Here is a 19487-nt window from a genome sequence, read left to right on the forward strand (position 1 = left end):
GTCCCCTGTGAAAGGAAGCGACAACCGAGCACGAGATCGATACCAGGGAGCACGTCATGAAGTACCTCGTCATGGTGCAGGGCGCACAGGCCGACTACGAAGCCATGAAGGGCAAGGCCACCGCGCAGAGCCCCGCCTGGAGCGAGCAGGACCTTCAGGCCATGTTCGCCTTCATGAGCGCGATCAACGACGATCTGGCCGAGTCCGGTGAGCTGGTCGACGCGCAGGGGCTCGTCGAGCCCGCGCGGACCCGGTTCGTGACCGTCGACAAGGAGGGCAAGCCGGTGGTCACGGACGGGCCGTACGGGGAGACGAAGGAGTTGCTCGCCGGGTACTGGGTTCTCGACTGCGAGAGCCTGGAGAGGGTCACCGAGATCGCGGCGCGCGTGGCTCGGTGTCCGCAGCCGGCCGGGGCGCCGGAGTACCCGGTGGTGATCCGGCAGATCGACGAGCGCCCGGAGTCCGAGCTCTTCACCACCTGATCCCGGGCAACATGACCGGCATGAGCGGTATGGGCAAGGAGGAGGCCGTCGAGGACCTGCTGCGCCGCCACGCGCCGCAGGTCCTCGGCGCGCTCGTGCGCCGGTACGGACACTTCGACGCGGCGGAGGACGCCGTGCAGGAGGCCCTGCTGGCCGCCGCCCGCCAGTGGCCGGAGAGCGGGACGCCCGACAACCCGCGCGGCTGGCTGATCCGGGTGGCCTCGCGGCGGCTGACCGACCTGTTGCGGGCGGACGAGGCGCGGGCCCGGCGCGAGGAGACGGCCGCACGCCTGGAACTCCGCGAGACCCGGGCCGCTCCGTCCGACGACGACACCCTCACGCTCCTCTTCCTCTGCTGTGACCCGGTGCTGGCGCCCGCCGCGCGGGTCGCGCTGACGCTGCGCGCGGTCGGTGGCCTGACCACGGCGGAGATCGCCCGGGCCCATCTCGTACCGGAGGCGACGATCGCGCAGCGGATCAGCCGGGCCAAGCAGAAGCTGAAGGACCGCCGCTTCCACCAGCCGGGGCCCGGGGACCGGGACGCCCGGCTCGCCACCGTGCTCCAGGTCCTCTACCTGATCTTCAACGAGGGCTACACCGCGACCTCGGGCCCCGACCTCCACCGCGCCGACCTGGCCCGTGAGGCGATCCGGCTGACCCGGGCCGTGCGCCGCCTGCTCCCCCGGGAGGGCGCGGTGACCGGCCTGCTGGCCCTGATGCTGCTGACGGAGGCCCGCAGCGCGGCCCGTACCGGACCGCACGGCGAGCTGATCCCCCTCGACGAGCAGGACCGTACGCTCTGGGACGCGGCGGCGATCGCCGAGGGCACGGCCCTGGTGGAGGAGGCCCTGACGGAGGGCCCGCCCGGCCCGTACCAGCTCCAGGCGGCCATCGCGGCCCTCCACGACGAGGCCCGGCGCGCCGGGGACACGGACTGGCCGCAGATCCTGGCCCTCTACGACCTGCTGGTGGCCCGGTCGGCGGACTCCCCCGACCCGATGGCGGAACTCGGCCGCGTGGTCGCCGTCGCCATGGTCCACGGCCCCGAGTCCGGCCTCGCCGCCCTCGCCGCCCTCGAACCCCGCCTCCCCCACCACCACCGCCTTGAGGCGGTCCGCGCCCACCTCCTCGAACGCACCGGCGCCACCGAGGCCGCCCTCACCGCCTACCGCACGGCGGCCCGCCTCACCCTCAGCGTCCCGGAACGCCACTACCTGGAGACGAAGGCCGCTCGTTTGGCACGGTGAGAGTCGTCGGGAATCCTGAATTCGCGTCCGAATTTCACATCCTCTCCTCGAACTCCCGCACCGGACGCTACGGTTCCCCTGGGGCGCCCAGATCGGGACATCACCTTCTTCGCGGCCGTCCGTATCCGCCTACGGCGACCGCATGTCCAGGGGGACACATGCACGAAATGGTCAAGGGAGCCAATGTCGGCCTGGCCGCTCTGAGCGAGGACACGGGTTCCGTCATCGTGAGCCTGAGCTGGAGCAGCGCGACGGGGGACGGCGACGCGGACGTGTCCGTACTGCTCTTGGACAGCAGCGGCAAGGTCCGCAGCGATTCCGACTTCTACTTCTACAACCACCCGGCCGCCGATGACGGCAGCGTGCAACTACTGGGCAAGACCCCGACGGAGAACGGCAGCGAGGACCGCATCAGCCTCGACCTCACCGCCGTTCCCCACGAGGTGACCAGCATCGTGGTCGCCGCGAGCCAGTACAGCGCCCACGGCGCCACCCGCTTCGGCGACCTGGACGATCTGCGCCTGACCCTGGCCGATCGCGCGGGCGAGACACTGCTCGGTTTCTCCATCTCGGACGCCACGGTGGAGACCGCGTTCATCTTCGGCGAGTTGTACCGGCGCAACGAGGAGTGGAAGTTCCGTGCGGTCGGGCAGGGTTACGGCACGGGGCTCGCCGGTCTGGCGAACGACTTCGGCATCGACGTCGTCGAGGACGACGACACGGAGGAGGGGCAAGAGGGCGAGGAAGGTGAGCAGTCCGGGGTCCACGCCGCTTCCCTTGACGGGTCCGACGTGGCATCAGAGGTGGTCGGCGGGGCGGTCACCACTGCTCCCCAGCCGCCGGCACTCTCCGCTCCCGCATCAGTACCCGGCCCCGTCCTCAACGCCGTCCCCGCCCAACCCTGCGCACCGGCACAGGAAGCAGCCGCAGTACCCGCCTCGGCGCCGGAACAGGCCCCGGCACCGGAGCGCCGCCGTGGACCGCGTACCGCCAAGAAGAAGGTCACGCTGCCCAAGGCAGCGAAGAAGTCCCTCGCCGAGAACGACTCCTGGAAGCCGGCCCGCCTCTTCCCCGTGCCGTCGTACAAGAGTGACCGGGAACGGGAGGTACGGGCCACGTCCGTGCTGCTCTCGGTCATGGCCGAGGTACCCGAGTTCGGCCGTCGGCTCACTGCGGCCTTCGGCGCCCCGGCGGGTCGGATGCAGACCTTCACCGAGGTCTCCCTCCCCCATGGCGAGAGCCCCAAGCGTCCCGACGGCGTGATCCGGGTGGAGCGTGCCGGAAAGCTCTGGACCGCTCTCGTCGAGACGAAGACGAACGGCAACGCCCTGAAGGCGGAGCAGGTCCAGAACTACATGGACATCGCGGCGCGTCGGGGCTACGAGGCGGTCATCACCCTCTCCAACGACGTCGCGCTGGAAGGCAGTCCGCTGGTCGACGTCAAGGTGGACGGCAGGCGCAAGCACAAGGTCGCGCTGTGGCATCTCTCCTGGGCCGAGGTCGCCCATCAGGCGCAGATGCTGATCAGGCACGAAGGCGTGGGGAACGCCGCGCACGCCTGGCTCCTGCAGGAGCTTCTGCACTATCTCCAGCACGAGAACTCCGGCTGTCACGGGTTCCAGAACATGGGGTCCTCCTGGGTCCCCGTCCGCAACGGCATCGACACCGAGACCATCTGCCAGGGAGATCCCCGTGCGGTCGAGGTCGTCGAGAACTGGGAAAGGTTGATCCGCCAGGTCTGCCTTCGGCTCGGCGGTGAACTCGGCCAGAAGGCCCTCCCGGTGCAACGGGCCAAGCGCGGTACGGACCCGAAGTCCCGGCGGGCCGAACTCGCCGACCGGTTGTGCGAGGAGGGTCGACTGTCCGCGGAGGTACGCATCGACGGGGCCGACGGCATTCTCGCGATCACCGCTGATCTCCGGACGGGGAAGCTCCGGACCTCGGTCGATGTCCCGGCGCCCGACAGCGGCTATCCGCTCTCTGTGGCGAAGCGGCTCGTCCGCGTGCTCGCCGATGCCCCGGCAGACCTTCATGTGGAGACCTTGGTCGAGGGGCGGAACGGGCCGCGTGGCACTCTGGAGCGTTTGCGCCCGGAGCCCGGTGATCTGCTGCCGAAGGACGGCGCACCCATCGCCGGATTCCGTTTGTCCCTCTTCAAAGGGATGGGCGGCAGCCGCGGAAGCACCGAGTCGGGGTTCATCCGAAGCGTCGACGAGGCTGTCGACCGCTTCTACGCCGCAGTGGTCGCGCATCTCGCCCAGTTCGAGCGTCGCGCCGGTCGCGGCCGCACCGCGTCTGAGCCGGTCGGGGTGAACAGCTAGACCCGTTAGACCCGCTGGACCAGCTATCCAGGTAGAACCGCTTGGGGAGTGTCTGGGGCGGCCGACGAGGATCGCGCCGCCCCAGCAAGACGGTCCGTCTCGCTGAGGGGCGTGCGGATCAGTGGGCGTGGGGGCCGGCTGTCGGGCGGGGTTTGCCGCGGGGGATGAGGGCGGGGGCCGTGAGGGCCGCTGTCGCGGCGGTGGCCGCGCAGAGGGTGAAGGCGGCTGTGAAGCCGGTGGCCGTCGGGGGGTGGGGGCCGGTCGAGAGGCTCGTGGCCGCGGCCGTGGAGACCAGGGCGACGCCGATCGAGCCGCCCACCTCGTGGAAGGTGTTGACGATGCCCGAGGCGAGGCCCGCCTCGTGGGGGTCGATCAGGCCGAGGGCGGTGGTGGTGGCGGTGACGAAGACCGCGCCGAGGCCGAGGGAGGCCACGGAGAGGGCCGGCATCAGTGTGGTCCAGGGGTTGGAGCCGGGGGTGACCAGGGCCAGCGGGAGGCAGCCGAGGGCGGCGATCGCCATGCCGCCGGTCGCGCAGGCGCGCGGGCCGAGGGAGCCGACCAGGCGGGAGCCGAGGTGGGCGCCGACGGCGGTGGTCACGGCGACCGGCAGGAAGACGAGGCCGGTCCTGAGGGCGCTGAAGCCGCTGAGGTGCTGGAGCTGGACGGAGCCGAGGAAGAAGAAGGAGATCAGCAGCCCGGTCGCGACCAGCATCAGGAACGAGCCCGCGAGGACCGGGCGCCGGGTGAACATGCGCAGGTCCATCAGCGGGGCGCGGCTCGCCCGTTCGACGGCGGCGAAGGTCCCGTACAGGAGGAGCGAGCCCAGCAGGGGCAGCAGCGCGGACGCGGACGTCCAGCCGGTTTCGCCCGCCTGGACCAGGCCGTAGATGAGGGATCCGGTGGCGGCGGTGACCAGGAGCGCGCCCGGCGCGTCGAGACCTCGGGCGGCCTGCGGGGCGCGGGTCGGAACGACTGACGGGACGACGGCCGGGAGGGCGGCGAGCAGGGCGAGGCCGACCGGGACGTTGACGTAGAAGACCCAGGGCCAGCCCGGTCCGTCGGTCAGCGCGCCGCCGAGCAGGACACCGACGGCGGAACCGGTGCCGCCGATGGCGGCCCAGACCCCGAGGGCCTTGGCGCGTTCGGCCCCGTGGAAGGACGTCGTGACCAGCGAGAGTGCGGCCGGGGAGAGCAGTGCGGCACCGACGCCCTGTGCGATGCGGCCGCCGATCAGCATCGGACCGCTCGTCGCCAGGCCGGACACCAGGGACGCGGCCGTGAAGAGAGCCAAGCCGGCGAGCAGGGTGCGGCGGGCGCCGAGGGCGTCCGCGAGCCGGCCGCCGAGCAGCATGAGGCCGCCGAAGCAGAGGGTGTAGGCGGTGACCACCCAGGTCAGGGAGGTGCGGGCGAGCCCCAGATCGGCGGCCATCCGCGGCAGCGCGACGTTCACCACGGTGACGTCGAGGATCAGCATGAACTGGGCCACGCAGATGAGGGCGAGGGCCGTCCAGCGGCGGGGATGGGTGGGCGGGGGCGAAAGGGCAGCCGTGTGGGCGTGGTCCGGGGCGCGGGCGTGATCCGGGGCGTGCGCGTGCGAGGAAGGTGTCATGACTGAACTGTACGGTTCAGTTCAGATGAACTCAAGAGTTCAGTTGTTGGTAGGGTCGGATCATGAGCGCCGAGACGCCGAAGCAGGCCCCCAGCGGCCCCCGAGCCGCCCGTAAGCGCCAGGCCATCGTGCGGGCCGCCCGCGCCCTGTTCCTGCGCGAGGGATTCGGGGTCGGCATGGACGCCATCGCCGCCGAGGCGGGCGTCTCCAAGGTCACCGTCTACAACCACTTCGGCAGCAAGGAAGCGCTCTTCACGGCCGTCGTCGCGGGCGCCCTCGACGAACCCCTGGCGGCCGCCGACCACGAGAACGGCCCCGACCTCGCCCGCCTCGCCGACGCCGAGGACCTGCGCGCCGCCTTCGTCGAGGCCGCCCGCGCCTGGGTCCGGGCCGTCCGCGAGAACGACGAGGTCCGCGCCCTGCGCTCCCTCGTCGCCGCCGAGCTCCACCGCTTCCCCGAACTCGGCCGCGCCTGGCGCGACCACGGGCCCGCCGGCCACCACCCGGCCGTCGCCGACGCGCTGCGCGCGCTCGCCGACCGGGGCCGCCTGGAGATCCCCGACCTGGAGGTCGCGATCATCCAGCTGTACGCCCTCCTGATCTACCCGCAGATGGTCTTCAGCCACTACGGCACCGAGCTGAGCGAGGACCTGACGGAGCGGCTGATCGTCGACGGCGTGGACATGTTCCTCGGCAGGTACGGCCGGTGACGAGGACCTAGCGGGCGTCCGCCTGGCCTCGGCTCAGGCGCTCCAGCGTCGCGTCCAGGCCGGGACCGGCCGCCGGGCCGCGGTTGTACGGGAGTCGGCCCAGCACCACCGCCATCCCGCAGGTGTTCGTGAGCGCCGAGAAGACGAGCCCGCCCGCGACGCCCGCCGACAGCAACTGCCAGGCCGGGTGCGCGAACAGCCCCAGCGCCAGGCCGATCAGGACCAGCGACCCGGCGACCAGGCGGACCTGGCGCTCCATGGCCCAGCCGGCGCGCGCCGGGGCGCCCTCGGGGCGGGCGAGCGCGTGGCCGCGGGAGGCCCAGCCGGCCGTGCCGCCGGCGAGGTCCAGCGCGCGGATCCCGTGGGCGGAGAGCTGAGCGCGGGCTTTCTCCGAGCGGGCGCCCGACTGACACACGACGAGCAGCTCGCCCCGGCCCGCGGCCGCCTGGAGCGCGGGGAGGGCGCGGCCGAGCCGGTCGAGGGGGACGTTGAGTGCGCCCGGCACGTGTCCGGAGGCGTACTCGCCGGGGGTACGGACGTCGACGACGGTCAGTTCGGCCAGTCGGGCGCGAGCCTGGTCGGCGTCGAGGGAGAGGGGATTCGAGGAGGGGGGGTTCGGGGAGGGGGGAGTGTTCATGCGCGAGGAATCCTTGGGGTCGCCCTGGTCATGCGTGACGTGACGCATGCTCCTGGAAGCAACCCCGCCGAGGGTGGTAATTACTCCCCCGCGCCCCCGATGGGGTACCCCCGGAGACTGCGTCCCGGGGGCAGGTCGTGAGTACGCGGCAGAAGGTCAGTCGACCGCGAGGCCCTTCAGGCGCTTGGCGATCTTCGTGAGCCGCTCGCCCTGGTAGCGGGCGGCCTGGAGCACGTTCTCCTCCGGGGCGCCGTTCGCGCCGGGGTGGGCGGTGCCGTACGGATTGCCGCCGGCCGCGTAGACGGCCGGGTCGGTGAAGCCGGGCGAGACGATGACCGAGCCCCAGTGGTGGAAGGAGTTGTAGAGCGCGAGCAGCGTCGACTCGTTGCCGCCGTGCACGTTGTGGGCGCTGGTGAAGGCGGTGGCCGGCTTGTCGGCCATGACGCCCCGCTGCCACAGCCCGCCCGTGGTGTCGATGAACTGCTTGAGCTGCGCGGCGACGTTGCCGAACCGGGTGGGCGAGCCGAGGGCGTAGGCGTCGGCCCACTCCAGGTCGTCGAGCGTGGCGATCTCGACGTCGCCGGTGGCGTCCACGTGGGCTCGCCAGGCCGGGTTCGCGTCGATTGCCGCGTCGGGGGCGAGCTCCGGCACGCGGCGCAGCCGGACCTCGGCTCCGGACTTCTCCGCGCCCTCGGCGACGGCCTGGGCGAGCTCGTGGACGTTCCCCGTGGCGGAGTAGTAGATGACGGCGACCTTGACGGACATGACGAGCTCCCCTTGAGCCTTGGGCCGTGACCTGATCCGACCTGGATCCGACCGGACCGGACTAACCGGATTCCTTTCCGGTTCAGCGATGGAACGAGGTTAAACGGATATTGTTCCGGTTCGCAAGGGGAAGCCACGGGGAAGCGGATAGCGCTCCGTTATGCTCGTGTCACGGACGGACCGAGGGGGCATGCGGACGAAGGGCAGGCGGACGAGATGAGCACCAGAAAAAGCCCTGCGGGCGGTACGGAGATCCCGGGCTCCGCCGCCTCGCAGGATGGCCCCGGCTCTCCTCCGATCCCCCTCGCCTCCGGCCCTGGCCCCGGCCTCGGACTCCCCCTCCTGCCGACCGCCGACCGGCCCGCCCCCGAGCGGGCCGACGCCGCCCGCAACCGGCGCAAGATCCTCGACGCGGCCGCCCGCATCGTCGCCGAGGTGGGCCCCGGCGCCGTCACCATGAACCAGGTCGCCCACGCCAGCGGTATCGGCGTCGGCACCGTCTACCGCCGCTTCGGCGATGTCGCCCAGCTCCTCTGGGCACTCCTCGACGACCGGGAACGGCAGTTCCAGGAGTCGTACATGAGCGGCCCACCCCCGCTCGGCCCCGGCGCCCCGGCCGACGAGCGGCTGCGCGCCTTCCTCGACGCGCTCGTCGACCGGGTCATCGAGCAGCGCGAGCTGCTCCTCGCCGCTCAGGCCGCCGCGCCCAGCGCCCGCTACACGAGCGGCGCGTACCTCGCCATGCACACCCACGTCACGCTGCTGATCTCGCGGCTCCGGCCCGAGACGAACGGCGCGCTGCTGGCCCACCTCCTGCTCGCGCCGTTCTCGCCGAGCCTGATGCATCACCTGTCCGTGGAGCGGAACCTCTCCGCCGACGAGCTGAAGGCGGGCCTCGACGCCCTACTGACCCTGGGGGACTGAGCCCGGCGGGTCCGCAGGGATCAGCGCCGCCAGTCCGTCCAGTACGCGAGCGAGACCGAAGGCGTAGGCGTGGTCCGGGCTGTAGAGGCCCTGGTACGCCACCGCCGAGGCCTCCCCCACCCGTGAGGCGAGCGGGAACCGCTCCGCGTCGAACATCCGCTCCAGCAGCGGCTCGTGAGCCGCCCACCACTCCTCGTCGGACAGCGCGCTCTCCCGGTCCACCGCCCGCGCGTCCAGCTCCGTACGGGCCGCGACCTGGACGAAGCCGAGGAGGTGCGTCAGCGCCGAGTCCATGGTGACGTCGTCGAGCCCCAGGCCCTCGAAGGCGCCCAGCTCGTGCTCGTACTTCGTCATCACGCCCGGCCCGAGCGGCGGCCGGTGGACGCGCAGTTCCGCGAGCCAGGGGTGGCGCAGGTAGAGCGCGCGGTTCTCGTCGGCGACCGCCGTCACGCGCTCGCGCCACGGCGCGTCCACCCCGGAGGCGGTGCGCGGCATCTTCAGGAAGACGGCGTCCAGCATGAGGTCGAGCAGCTCGGCCTTACCCGGGACGTAGGTGTAGAGGGTCATCGGGGTGACGCCGAGGCGCTGGGCGACCGCGCGCATGGTGAGCGCGTCGAGCCCACCCTCGTCGGCGAGGCCGACGGCCGCCTCGACGACCGCGTCGACGGTCAGGCCCTGCCGGGGCCCGCGCCGGCTCGCGGGGACGGTCGCGCCGTCCCGCCACAGCAGTTCGAGGGTGCGCGCCGGATCACCGGCGCCGCTGCTTCGCTCCTTGGCCATGTCACCCATTCTCGCAGGTCAGAGCCGCACTGAACCAATCCGCCCTCACTTTGTACGTTGTATAGAGTACCGTGTACGGAGAATGGGACCACCTTTGGAGGGCGTACGCATGACCACCGACGCACCGGACCAGCAGGCGGACAGCCACCACGTCATCCAGGTCCGAGGGGCCCGGGAGAACAACCTCAAGAACGTCTCCGTCGACCTCCCCAAGCGACGCCTCACGGTCTTCACCGGTGTCTCGGGCTCCGGGAAGTCCTCGCTCGTCTTCGGCACCATCGCCGCCGAGTCGCAGCGCCTGATCAACGAGACCTACAGCGCCTTCCTCCAGTCCTTCATGCCGTCCCTCGGTCGGCCGGACGTGGACGGGCTGCACAACCTCAGCGCCGCGATCGTCGTCGACCAGGAGCGGATGGGCGCCAACTCCCGCTCCACGGTGGGGACGGCGACCGACGCGTACACGATGCTGCGGATCGTCTTCAGCCGCCTCGGCACCCCGCACATCGGCACCTCGGGGGCCTTCTCCTTCAACCTCCCCGAGGGCATGTGCCCGCGCTGCGAGGGCGTCGGCCAGATCTCCGACATCGACATCGACCAGCTCGTCGACCGGTCCAAGTCCCTCAACGAAGGCGCGATCACCGTCCCCAACTTCGCCGTGGACTCCTGGTACTGGCAGATCATGGCCCACTCCGGCTTCTACGACCCCGACAAGAAGCTGCGCGACTTCACCGAGCGGGAGTGGGCGGACTTCCTCCACAAGCCGCAGGTCAAGGTGAAAGTCGGCAGCAACAACTTCACCTACGAGGGCCTGGTGGTGAAGGTCCAGAGGACCATGCTCGCCAAGGACCGGGACGCCATGCAGTCCCACATCCGGGCCTTCGTCGACCGGGCGGTCGTCTTCCGCGACTGCCCGGAGTGCGAGGGCACCCGGCTGACCCGCGCGGCCCTCTCCTCCAGGATCGACGGGGTCAACATCGCCGACTGCTCGGCGATGCAGATCAGCGATCTGGCGGCCTTCGTGCGCCGGATCGAGGACCCCTCCGTGGCGCCGCTCCTCGCCGGCCTGCGCGAGCTGCTCGACTCGCTCGTCGAGATCGGCCTCGGCTACCTCAGCCTGGACCGGGCGTCCGGCACCCTCTCCGGCGGCGAGGCGCAGCGCGTGAAGATGGTGCGGCACCTGGGGTCCTCGCTCACCGACATCACGTACGTCTTCGACGAACCGACCACCGGGCTGCACCCGCACGACATCCAACGGATGAACGACCTGCTGCTGCGGTTGCGCGACAAGGGCAACACGGTCCTCGTCGTCGAGCACAAGCCGGAGGTCATCGAGATCGCCGACCACGTGGTGGACCTCGGGCCCCGGGCGGGCACGGCGGGCGGGGAGATCTGTTACAGCGGCGACGTGCCCGGCCTGCGCGCCTCGGGGACGCTGACCGGGAACCACCTCGCGCACCGGGCGAAGCTGCGCGCCGAGGTGCGCAGGCCGACCGGCTTCCTCTCCATCGAGGGCGCCACGCAGCACAACCTCCAGGACGTGAGCGTCGACATCCCGACCGGGGTACTGACGGTCGTCACCGGGGTCGCCGGGTCGGGCAAGTCGTCCCTCATCCACGGGAACCTGCCGGGCCGGGAGGGGGTCGTCGTCGCCGACCAGTCCCCGATCCGGGGTTCGCGCCGCTCGAACCCGGCGACGTACACGGGGCTTTTGAACCCGATCCGTACGGCCTTCGCCAAGGCCAACGGTGTGAAGGCCGCACTGTTCAGCGCCAATTCGGAGGGCGCCTGCCCCAAGTGCAACGGCATCGGGCTCGTCTACACCGATCTGGCGATGATGGCGGGCGTCGCCTCGGTCTGCGAGGAGTGCGAGGGCCGGCGCTTCACGCCGGAGGTCCTCACGTACACGCTCGACGGCAAGAACATCCACGAGGTCCTGTCGATGTCGATCGAGGAGGCGTACGACTTCTTCACGGCGAAGGGCCAGGCGCGGACGATCCTGGGCCGGCTGAACGACGTGGGCCTCGGCTACCTCCGCCTCGGGCAGCCGCTGAACACCCTGTCCGGCGGTGAGCGCCAGCGCCTGAAGCTCGCCATCCACATGGCGGAGAAGGGCGCGACCTACGTCCTGGACGAGCCGACGACGGGACTCCACCTGGCGGACGTCGACCAGCTCCTCTCCCTCCTCGACCGGCTCGTCGACGCGGGCAACACGGTCGTCGTCATCGAGCACCACCAGGCGGTCATGGCCCACGCGGACTGGCTCATCGACCTGGGCCCGGGAGCGGGCCACGACGGCGGCCGGATCGTCTTCGAGGGCACACCGTCGGACCTGGTCGAGAAGGGAGACACGCTGACGGCCCGCCACCTCCGCCGGTACGTCGGCTGAGTCCCCGTGCCGGACTCCCTGCCCCGTCGCACCGCTCGGGGAGCTGCGGAGGCCATCCACACCGTGAAACCGACCTTCCCCGGCTCTCGCGCAGGGCCCACGATCGGGCCATGACGACGTTCCTGATCCTCCACGGTTTCCAGAACCACCGCCCTGAAGGGCACTGGCAGCACTGGCTCGCCGGGCGGCTCGGGAAGCGTGGGCACGAGGTGCGGTATCCACAGCTGCCCGAGCCGGACGCGCCCGTTCTGGGCGACTGGCTCGCGGCGCTGCGGGGTGAGCTGCGGCCGCCGGCCGGTGGGGGTGAGTTCGTCGTGGTCGCCCACAGCCTCGCCGTGCTTCTCTGGCTGCAGGCCGCCGCCCGGACGCCCGACGAGCTCACCGCCGACCGGGCCCTCCTCGTCGCCCCGCCCTCCCCCGCCGTCACCGCCTCGATCCCCGAGATCGCCGGCTTCGGCACGGATCCCGGCCTCGACCTCGGCGCCGTACGACTCAAGGTCCCCACCCGGCTCGTGTACGGGGAGGGCGACCCGTACTGCGCCGAGGGCGCGGCCGTCCACTACGGCGACCCGCTCTCCCTCGACCGCGACCTCGTCGCCTCCGGCGGTCATCTGGACATGGCGGCCGGATACGGGGCGTGGCCCTCGGTCCTGGAGTGGTGCGAAGACCCCTCGGCGCGGCTGCGCGGCCGGTAGGGTCGTCCGGATGTTCCCGCAGATCGAGGCGTACGACCAGGGCCTCCTGGACGTCGGCGACGGAAACCTCGTCCATTGGCAGGTGAGCGGCTCCCCGGGCGGAAAGCCTGCCCTCGTCGTCCACGGCGGCCCCGGCTCCGGCTCCTCCCCGTCCGCCCGCCGGCTCTTCGACCCCGAGCGGTACCGGATCGTCCAGTTCGACCAGCGCGGCTGCGGCCGGTCGCTCCCGCACGCGAGCGACCCGGCCACCGACATGTGCGTGAACACCACGGCCCACCTGGTCGCCGACATGGAGCGGCTGCGCGCACACCTCGGCGTCGAGCGCTGGCTGCTGTACGGCGGCTCCTGGGGCTCCACCCTGATCCTGGCCTACGCCGAGGCGTACCCCGAGCGGGTCTCGGAGATCGTGATCGCCGCCGTGACGACGACCCGCCGCTCGGAGACGGCCTGGCTGTACGAGGGCGTGGGCCGGTTCTTCCCCGAGGCCCACGAGCGCTTCCGCGCGGGTGTGGAAGCCGCCGCCGACGCGCGGGGCCTCGACCTCGTCGCCGCGTACGCCCGGCGGATGGAGGACCCGGATCCCGCCGTAAGGGAGAAGGCGGCGGCCGACTGGTGCGCCTGGGAGGACGCGGTCCTGTCGATGGAAGGCATGGGCACCCCGTACACCGACCGGGTCGACGCCCGCCGCCTCGCCTTCGTCCGGATCTGCGCCCACTACTTCGCCCACGGCGCCTGGCTCGAGGAGGGCGCCCTGCTCCGCGACGCGCACCGGCTGGCCGGCATCCCGGGCGTCCTGATCCACGGCCGGCTCGACATGGGCGGCCCGCTCACCACCGCCTGGGAACTCGCCCGCGCCTGGCCGGACGCCGACCTCTCGGTCGTCGAGAGCGCGGGCCATCTCGGGGGAGACGACACCCGTGACCGCGTCCTGGCCGCGCTGGAACGCTTCGCGCCGCCCCGGTCGCCCCGGTGAGGTGTGTGCGCTCGCGGACGGTCATGATCCGGTCACGGACCTGCCGACGGGGCAGTCGCCCGGAGGGCCCCGCCCCCGCGCGGGTCCGCCGTCGGCGCGGGATCATCGACTCATGAGCACCGAGATCCATCTCGCCCAGCAGCCCGAGGCCGACGAGCTCCTCGGGCGTTCCCCGCTCGCCGCGCTCGTCGGCATGCTGCTCGACCAGCAGGTGCCCATGGAGTGGGCGTTCTCGGGGCCCTACACGATCGCCCGGCGCCTCGGCGGCGACGATCTCGACGCGGGCATGATCGCCTCGTACGACCCCGACGCCTTCGCCGCGCTGCTCTCCGAGAAGCCCGCCGTGCACCGCTATCCCGGCTCCATGGCCAAGCGGATCCAGCAGCTGTGCCGGTTCCTCGTCGACGAGTACGGCGGTCGGGCGGAGGCCGTCTGGACGGACGCGGCCACGGGCAAACAGCTGCTGGAGCGGCTGCTCGACCTGCCCGGTTTCGGCAAGCAGAAGGCACAGATCTTCCTCGCCCTGCTGGGCAAGCAGTACGGCGTAGGGCCGGACGGCTGGCGCGAGGCCGCCGGAGCCTACGGAGAGCCCGGCTCCTACCGGTCGGCCGCCGACATCACCGGCCCGGAGTCGCTGGCGAAGGTCCGGGCGTTCAAGCAGGAGGCCAAGCGGGCCGCAAAAGCGGCCAAATCCTCCGGAAGTTGACTTCCCCTGATGTCAATCATGCTAAAGCCGGAAGGAATTGCGGCCGATCTGTTCACAGAACACACCAGAGATCGCTAACTTCCCCTCAACCTCGTTCGCACCGGGAAGGACCTCTGTGAACGCATCCCATCGCAGAGCCGCGGCCACACTGGCCGCAGCCGCACTCGCGACCCCGCTCCTGCTGGCCGCCGCTTCCCCCGCCACCGCCACTCCGGATCCCACGGCCGCACCGGCCAGGGACGCCGCGAAGCTGGCGAAGAAGCTGGTCCGTGAGACCTCCGCCGAAGGCGCCTACAAACACCTGCAGAAGTTCCAGGCGATCGCCGACTCGGCCGGCGGTCACCGCGCGGCCGGCTCACTCGGACACGACGCCTCGGCGGCGTACGTGTACCAGCAGCTCAAGAAGGCCAGCTTCAACGTCTCGTACCAGAAGTTCGAATTCATCTACACGGAGACGCTGGCCGAGAAGCTCTCCGTCGTCTCGCCCGCGCCCCGCGCGGTCGAGATCAAGGCGATGACCTACACCAAGTCGACGCCGGTCGGCGGCATCAAGGCCGACCTGGCCGCCGTCCCGGTCGACGCCGACGGCACCAGCGGCTGTGAGCCCGGCGACTTCGCCTCGGGCACCTTCACCGGCAAGGTGGCGCTGATCAAGCGCGGCGGCTGCGCCTTCGCCGTCAAGCAGGAGAACGCCGCCGCGGCGGGCGCCGCGGGCGCGATCATCTACAACAACACCGCGGGCGCGCTCTCCGGCACCCTCGGCGACCCGGCGGCCGGCAAGATCCCGACCGGCGGCATCACCCAGGCGGAGGGCGAGAAGCTCGCCGCCGACCTCGCCAAGGGCCCGGTCAGCCTCTCCTTCGAGATCCGTCAGCTCCAGGAGAAGCGCACCACCAACAACGTCATCGCGGAGACGAAGGGCGGCAACGCCGCCAACACCGTGATGCTCGGCGCGCACCTCGACTCGGTGACCGCCGGCCCCGGCATCAACGACAACGGCTCCGGCTCGGCCGGTCTGCTCCAGTCGGCCCTGGAACTCGCCGAGTCGAAGGCGAAGGTCCGCAACAAGGTCCGCTTCGCCTGGTGGTCGGCCGAGGAGAACGGCCTGCTGGGCTCGGAGCACTACGTCGCGAACATGAGCGAGCTCGACAAGAAGGAAGTCAAGCTCTACCTCAACTTCGACATGATCGCCTCGCCGAACTACGGCCTGTTCGTCTACGACGGCGACAACTCCGACGGCGTCGGCGCGGGCCCCGGCCCGGAGGGCTCCGCCCAGCTGGAGCGCGACATCAACGCCTTCCTCGACAAGCAGGGCACTCCGCACGAGGGCACCGACTTCACGGGCCGCTCGGACTACGGCCCGTTCATCGAGGTCGGCATCCCGTCGGGCGGTACGTTCACCGGCGCCGAGGGCATCAAGACGGCGGCGCAGGCGGCGAAGTTCGGCGGTACGGCGGGTGTCGCGTACGACGTGAACTACCACGCGGCCGGCGACAACCTGTCGAACATCAACATGACGGCCTTCGACGTCAACATCGACATCATCGCCAACGCCGTGGGCACCTACGCGCACGACATCAGCTCGCTGAAGAAGCCGGTCGTCTCGGTCCCGACGGACGGCGACGCGGGCAGCGGCGGCGGTCTCCACGACGGCCACGACCACGAGGTCACCGAGTAGTACCCGTCTCTTCAGGGTTTCGGGGAGGGGTGGGGTGGAGGCTGTCCTCCGCCCCGCCCCCTACCTTCTCCGCCGGGCCGTGCCGAAGATCGACCGGCTGATCTCGCGGCCCAGCTGCGTACCGATCGAGCGCGTCAGGGACTTGAAGATCCCGCTCCCCACCACCTGCTCGGCGAGCGACGGCGCCTCACGGCTCTCCTCGCGCGGCGCGGCCTCCCGCTTCTTCGGCGCCTCCGGCACCCGTTCAGCCTCCGCCTGCGTCTGTGCCGGACCCTCTGCCTGCGCCGTCAGCCTTTCGTAGGCCGACTCCCGGTCCACCGCCACCCCGTACCGCCCGTACAGCGGCGACCCCTGCACCGCCGCCTCCAGGGCCTCCGCCTCCACCGGCCCCATCAGCGACTCCGGCGCCCGCAGCCGCGTCGCCGCCACCGGCGTCGGCGCGCCCGTCTCGCTCAGCACCGTGACGACCGCCTCACCCGTGCCCAGGCCCGTGAGGAGTTCCTCCAGGTCGTACGGCGAGTCCGGGAACGTCCGCACCGTCGCCTTCAGCGCCTTCGCGTCCTCCGGCGTGAACGCCCGCAGCGTGTGCTGCACCCGGTTGCCCAGCTGCCCCAGCACGTCCGCCGGCACGTCCTTCGGCGTCTGCGTCACGAAGAAGACGCCGACCCCCTTCGAGCGGATCAGCCGCACGGTCTGCGTGATCGACTCCAGGAACGCCTTCGAGGCCCCGTCGAACAGCAGGTGCGCCTCGTCGAAGAAGAAGACCAGCTTCGGCTTCTCCAGGTCCCCTGCCTCCGGCAGGTCGTGGAAGAGGTCCGCCAGCATCCACATCAGGAACGTCGAGAAGAGCCGCGGCTTGTCCCGCACCGCCGGCAGCTCCAGTACGGACACCACCCCGCGCCCGTCCCCCGCCGTCCGCAGGAACTCGGCCGTGTCGAACTCCGGCTCCCCGAAGAACCCGCCCGCACCCTCCTGCTCGAACGCCGTCAGCGCCCGCAGGATCACGCCGGCCGTCGCCGTCGAGAGACCACCGATCCCCTTCAGCTCGGGCTTCCCGGTGTCGGAGACCAGGAAGGCCACCACCGCCCGCAGATCCTTCAGGTCCACCAGCTCCAGGCCCTTCTGGTCGGCGTAGTGGAAGATCAGGGCAAGTGACTGCTCCTGCGTCCGGTTGAGCTGGAGGATCTTCGAGAGCAGAACGGGGCCGAAGCTGGTGACCGTGGCCCGCACCGGAACGCCGGGGCCGACGCCGCCGAGCCCGTAGAACTCGCACGGGAAGCCCTTCGGCGCCCACTTCTGCCCGACCTGCTCCGCCCGCTGCCCGACCCGTTCGCTCACCTCGCCCGGCGCCGAGATCCCCGCGAGGTCCCCCTTGATGTCGGCGAGGAAGACGGGCACACCGTGCGCCGACAACTGCTCGGCGATGAGCTGGAGCGTCTTCGTCTTGCCCGTGCCGGTGGCGCCGGCGACCAGACCGTGGCGGTTGAGCATGGCCAGCGGGATGCGGATGCGCGCGTCCGGGTGACAAACGCCGCCCCAGAGCAGCGCCCCCAGTTCGAGTGCGGGTCCGGCGAACCCGTATCCCGCCGCGATCTCGGCGGCCGGAGACTCTTCGCTCACGCTCATCGGAGGACCCCAATTCCGGGTTTGTCGCGGTTTGCCCCAGCATCCCACCGGCGCCGCGTGGCTGCGCCGGGAGCCGCTTGCCCGGTAGGCTTTCCGTGTGATCTTCAAGCGCATCGGTAACGGGCGGCCGTATCCCGACCACGGCCGGGAAAGCACCCGGCAGTGGGCGGACGTGGCGCCGCGCCCGGTCCGCCTCGATCAGCTGGTGACCACCAAGGGCCAGCTGGACCTGGAGACGCTGCTCGCGGAGGACTCCACCTTCTACGGCGACCTCTTCGCGCACGTCGTGAAGTGGCGGGGCGACCTCTACCTCGAGGACGGCTTGCACCGCGCGGTGCGCGCGGCGCTCCAGCAGCGGCAGGTCCTGCACGCCCGCGTCCTGGAGATGGACTAGCGGCGGCCGCGGCTCCCGACCGCCTGCTCCGACCTCGGCTTTCCGCCGTCGCGCTCTCGCCCCGGCCCTCCGTCTTGACCCTTTCGGAGCCTCTTCCCGCCCATCCGGACGCGATCACATGATCATCCAGTATGCATCCCCGGCGGACGGCATTACGCTGCGCCCATGAGCATGCTCACTCCCCCCGGTATGGGCGGAAAGTACCGCATCACGGGTGACACCTACCCGCGCATGCGCCGCCCCCGGCGTCGTCGCAGGATCGTCCTCGCGGCCGCCGCCGCCGTGGTCGCGCTCGGCGCGGCCGGATGGGGGACGCTGCAACTCGTCGACGTCTTCTCGGGCGGCGACGGCGGGACGAGGACGACAGCCGGCCGAGGCGCCGACTGCAAGCCCGTCGCCAAGGCGAGCGCACCGCCCGCCGCCCCCGCCCTGCCCAAGCCGGGCCAGATCACGGTGAACGTCTACAACGCGACCCCGCGCAGCGGTCTCGCCAAGACGACGGCCGACGAGCTCAAGAAGCGCGGCTTCACCATCGGCAAGGTCGGCAACGCACCGGCGGCCTACGACAAGAAGGTGCCCGGCACCGGCCTGCTGCTCGGCGGCCAGGGGGCCGTGAAGGGCGCGTTCCCGGTCCTCGGCACCCAGCTCAAGGCCGCCACGACCAAGACGGACACGCGCACGACGGCGGACGTGGACCTGATCCTGGGCACGGCCTTCAAGACGCTGGACCCGAAGGCCGTTGCGGACGCGGCCCTGATCGCTCTCAACAAGCCCAAGGCCGCACCCGTCGGCAAGTGCTGAGGGCCGCCGCTGTGCGGAGCCCGGGCACGCACCTGCTCCGCACCTGGTCCTGCTAGTCGGCGGTGCCGTACATGCGGTCGCCCGCGTCGCCGAGGCCCGGGACGATGTAGCCGCTCTCGTTGAGGCGCTCGTCGACCGAGGCCGTCACGACGGTCACCGGCGTGCCCGCAAGCTCGCGCTCCATGACCTCGACGCCCTCCGGGGCGGCGAGGAGCACGACCGCGGTCACATCGTCCGCGCCGCGCCTGATCAGCTCCTGGATCGCCGCGACGAGCGTGCCGCCGGTCGCCAGCATCGGGTCCAGGACGTACACCTGGCGGCCCGAGAGGTCCTCCGGCATCCGCGTCGCGTACGTCGACGCCGCCAGCGTCTCCTCGTTGCGGATCATGCCGAGGAAGCCGACCTCGGCCGTCGGCAGCAGCCGCACCATGCCGTCGAGCATGCCGAGCCCGGCGCGCAGGATCGGGACCACCAGCGGACGCGGGTGCGAGAGCTTCACGCCGGTCGTGGGCGTGACGGGGGTCTCGATGTCGACCTGCTCGGTGCGCACGTCCCTGGTGGCCTCGTAGGCGAGCAGGGTGACCAGCTCGTCCGCGAGACGGCGGAAGGTCGGGGAGTCGGTGCGCTTGTCGCGCAGCGTGGTGAGCTTGTGGGCGACCAGCGGGTGATCGACGACGTGGAGACGCATGGATCCAACAGTAGCCCGCACTGGCATCAACCCACGCCGCGGAGGGAAGGTGGGGGCAAAGACCC

The 19487-nt window shown here is 71.4% G+C and carries 18 protein-coding genes; 12 read left to right on the forward strand and 6 right to left on the reverse strand.

The window, feature by feature from the left end:
• Window positions 1–56 precede the first annotated feature (56 nt).
• From IE136_RS03655 to IE136_RS03665, 3 genes are all read left to right on the forward strand, one after another.
• On the forward strand, window positions 57–482 hold the full coding sequence (locus tag IE136_RS03655; RefSeq protein WP_189599397.1) for a YciI family protein: 426 nt from the start codon (window positions 57–59) through the stop codon (window positions 480–482).
• Window positions 483–511: 29 nt separating this feature from the next.
• Entirely contained in the window at window positions 512–1729 is a 1218-nt protein-coding gene (locus IE136_RS03660; protein WP_158994504.1) for an RNA polymerase sigma factor, read from the forward strand.
• A gap of 158 nt (window positions 1730–1887) precedes the next feature.
• A complete protein-coding gene (locus IE136_RS03665) occupies window positions 1888–4050 on the forward strand; it encodes a TerD family protein (RefSeq protein WP_189599404.1) in 2163 nt (720 codons plus the stop codon).
• Between the two features lie 118 nt (window positions 4051–4168).
• Here the strand turns inward: IE136_RS03665 and IE136_RS03670 are convergent, their stop codons facing one another.
• Window positions 4169–5659 carry an MFS transporter gene (locus IE136_RS03670; RefSeq protein ID WP_189599407.1) on the reverse strand — a complete coding sequence of 497 codons (1491 nt, stop codon included), beginning with the start codon at window positions 5657–5659 and terminating at the stop codon, window positions 4169–4171.
• 62 nt (window positions 5660–5721) lie between these two features.
• Here IE136_RS03670 and IE136_RS03675 point away from each other — a divergent pair, with 62 nt between their 5' ends.
• Entirely contained in the window at window positions 5722–6369 is a 648-nt protein-coding gene (locus IE136_RS03675) for a TetR/AcrR family transcriptional regulator (protein WP_158988690.1), read from the forward strand.
• 7 nt (window positions 6370–6376) lie between these two features.
• On the opposite strand, the gene IE136_RS03680 is transcribed toward IE136_RS03675, so the two are convergent.
• Both IE136_RS03680 and wrbA read right to left on the reverse strand, forming a co-directional pair.
• The gene (locus IE136_RS03680; protein ID WP_158988689.1) at window positions 6377–7006 is read right to left on the reverse strand and encodes a rhodanese-like domain-containing protein; all 630 of its coding nucleotides are present in this window, start codon (window positions 7004–7006) and stop codon (window positions 6377–6379) included.
• A gap of 156 nt (window positions 7007–7162) precedes the next feature.
• Complete coding sequence (wrbA, locus tag IE136_RS03685; protein WP_158988688.1) at window positions 7163–7771, reverse strand: NAD(P)H:quinone oxidoreductase; 609 nt, start codon at window positions 7769–7771, stop codon at window positions 7163–7165.
• A gap of 216 nt (window positions 7772–7987) precedes the next feature.
• On the opposite strand from wrbA, the gene IE136_RS03690 reads away from it, so the two are divergent.
• On the forward strand, window positions 7988–8695 hold the full coding sequence (locus tag IE136_RS03690) for a TetR/AcrR family transcriptional regulator (RefSeq protein WP_189599408.1): 708 nt from the start codon (window positions 7988–7990) through the stop codon (window positions 8693–8695).
• Here the strand turns inward: IE136_RS03690 and IE136_RS03695 are convergent.
• On the reverse strand, window positions 8675–9475 hold the full coding sequence (locus IE136_RS03695) for a TetR/AcrR family transcriptional regulator (protein ID WP_189599410.1): 801 nt from the start codon (window positions 9473–9475) through the stop codon (window positions 8675–8677). The two genes, IE136_RS03690 and IE136_RS03695, sit on opposite strands and share 21 nt — an antisense overlap.
• Window positions 9476–9584: 109 nt before the next feature.
• Between IE136_RS03695 and IE136_RS03700 the strand changes: the two genes are divergently transcribed.
• The 5 genes from IE136_RS03700 (at window position 9585) to IE136_RS03720 (ending at window position 15913) form a co-directional block, all read left to right on the forward strand.
• Window positions 9585–11861 carry an ATP-binding cassette domain-containing protein gene (locus IE136_RS03700; RefSeq protein WP_158988685.1) on the forward strand — a complete coding sequence of 759 codons (2277 nt, stop codon included), beginning with the start codon at window positions 9585–9587 and terminating at the stop codon, window positions 11859–11861.
• A 110-nt stretch (window positions 11862–11971) separates the two neighbouring features.
• Complete coding sequence (locus tag IE136_RS03705) at window positions 11972–12556, forward strand: RBBP9/YdeN family alpha/beta hydrolase (protein WP_189599416.1); 585 nt, start codon at window positions 11972–11974, stop codon at window positions 12554–12556.
• 10 nt (window positions 12557–12566) lie between these two features.
• Window positions 12567–13529: a prolyl aminopeptidase gene (gene pip, locus IE136_RS03710; RefSeq protein ID WP_158988683.1), complete on the forward strand. Its 963-nt coding sequence runs from the start codon at window positions 12567–12569 to the stop codon at window positions 13527–13529.
• 112 nt (window positions 13530–13641) lie between these two features.
• Window positions 13642–14235: an HhH-GPD-type base excision DNA repair protein gene (locus IE136_RS03715; RefSeq protein WP_158988682.1), complete on the forward strand. Its 594-nt coding sequence runs from the start codon at window positions 13642–13644 to the stop codon at window positions 14233–14235.
• A gap of 115 nt (window positions 14236–14350) precedes the next feature.
• On the forward strand, window positions 14351–15913 hold the full coding sequence (locus tag IE136_RS03720) for a M28 family metallopeptidase (RefSeq protein ID WP_189599417.1): 1563 nt from the start codon (window positions 14351–14353) through the stop codon (window positions 15911–15913).
• Between the two features lie 60 nt (window positions 15914–15973).
• Here the strand turns inward: IE136_RS03720 and IE136_RS03725 are convergent, their stop codons facing one another.
• Complete coding sequence (locus tag IE136_RS03725; protein ID WP_189599419.1) at window positions 15974–17539, reverse strand: helicase HerA-like domain-containing protein; 1566 nt, start codon at window positions 17537–17539, stop codon at window positions 15974–15976.
• Between the two features lie 97 nt (window positions 17540–17636).
• Between IE136_RS03725 and IE136_RS03730 the strand changes: the two genes are divergently transcribed.
• Together IE136_RS03730 and IE136_RS03735 are read left to right on the forward strand one after the other, a co-directional pair.
• Window positions 17637–17933, forward strand: coding sequence for a type II toxin-antitoxin system VapB family antitoxin (locus tag IE136_RS03730; RefSeq protein ID WP_009067182.1), 297 nt, complete (start codon window positions 17637–17639; stop codon window positions 17931–17933).
• A gap of 165 nt (window positions 17934–18098) precedes the next feature.
• Window positions 18099–18734, forward strand: coding sequence for a LytR C-terminal domain-containing protein (locus IE136_RS03735; protein ID WP_189599420.1), 636 nt, complete (start codon window positions 18099–18101; stop codon window positions 18732–18734).
• A 52-nt stretch (window positions 18735–18786) separates the two neighbouring features.
• On the opposite strand, the gene upp is transcribed toward IE136_RS03735, so the two are convergent.
• Window positions 18787–19422, reverse strand: a complete 636-nt coding sequence (gene upp / locus IE136_RS03740; protein WP_158988678.1) for a uracil phosphoribosyltransferase — start codon at window positions 19420–19422, stop codon at window positions 18787–18789.
• Window positions 19423–19487: the final 65 nt, after the last annotated feature.

Source organism: Streptomyces lateritius (assembly GCF_014649715.1).
Lineage (GTDB): Bacteria > Actinomycetota > Actinomycetes > Streptomycetales > Streptomycetaceae > Streptomyces > Streptomyces lateritius.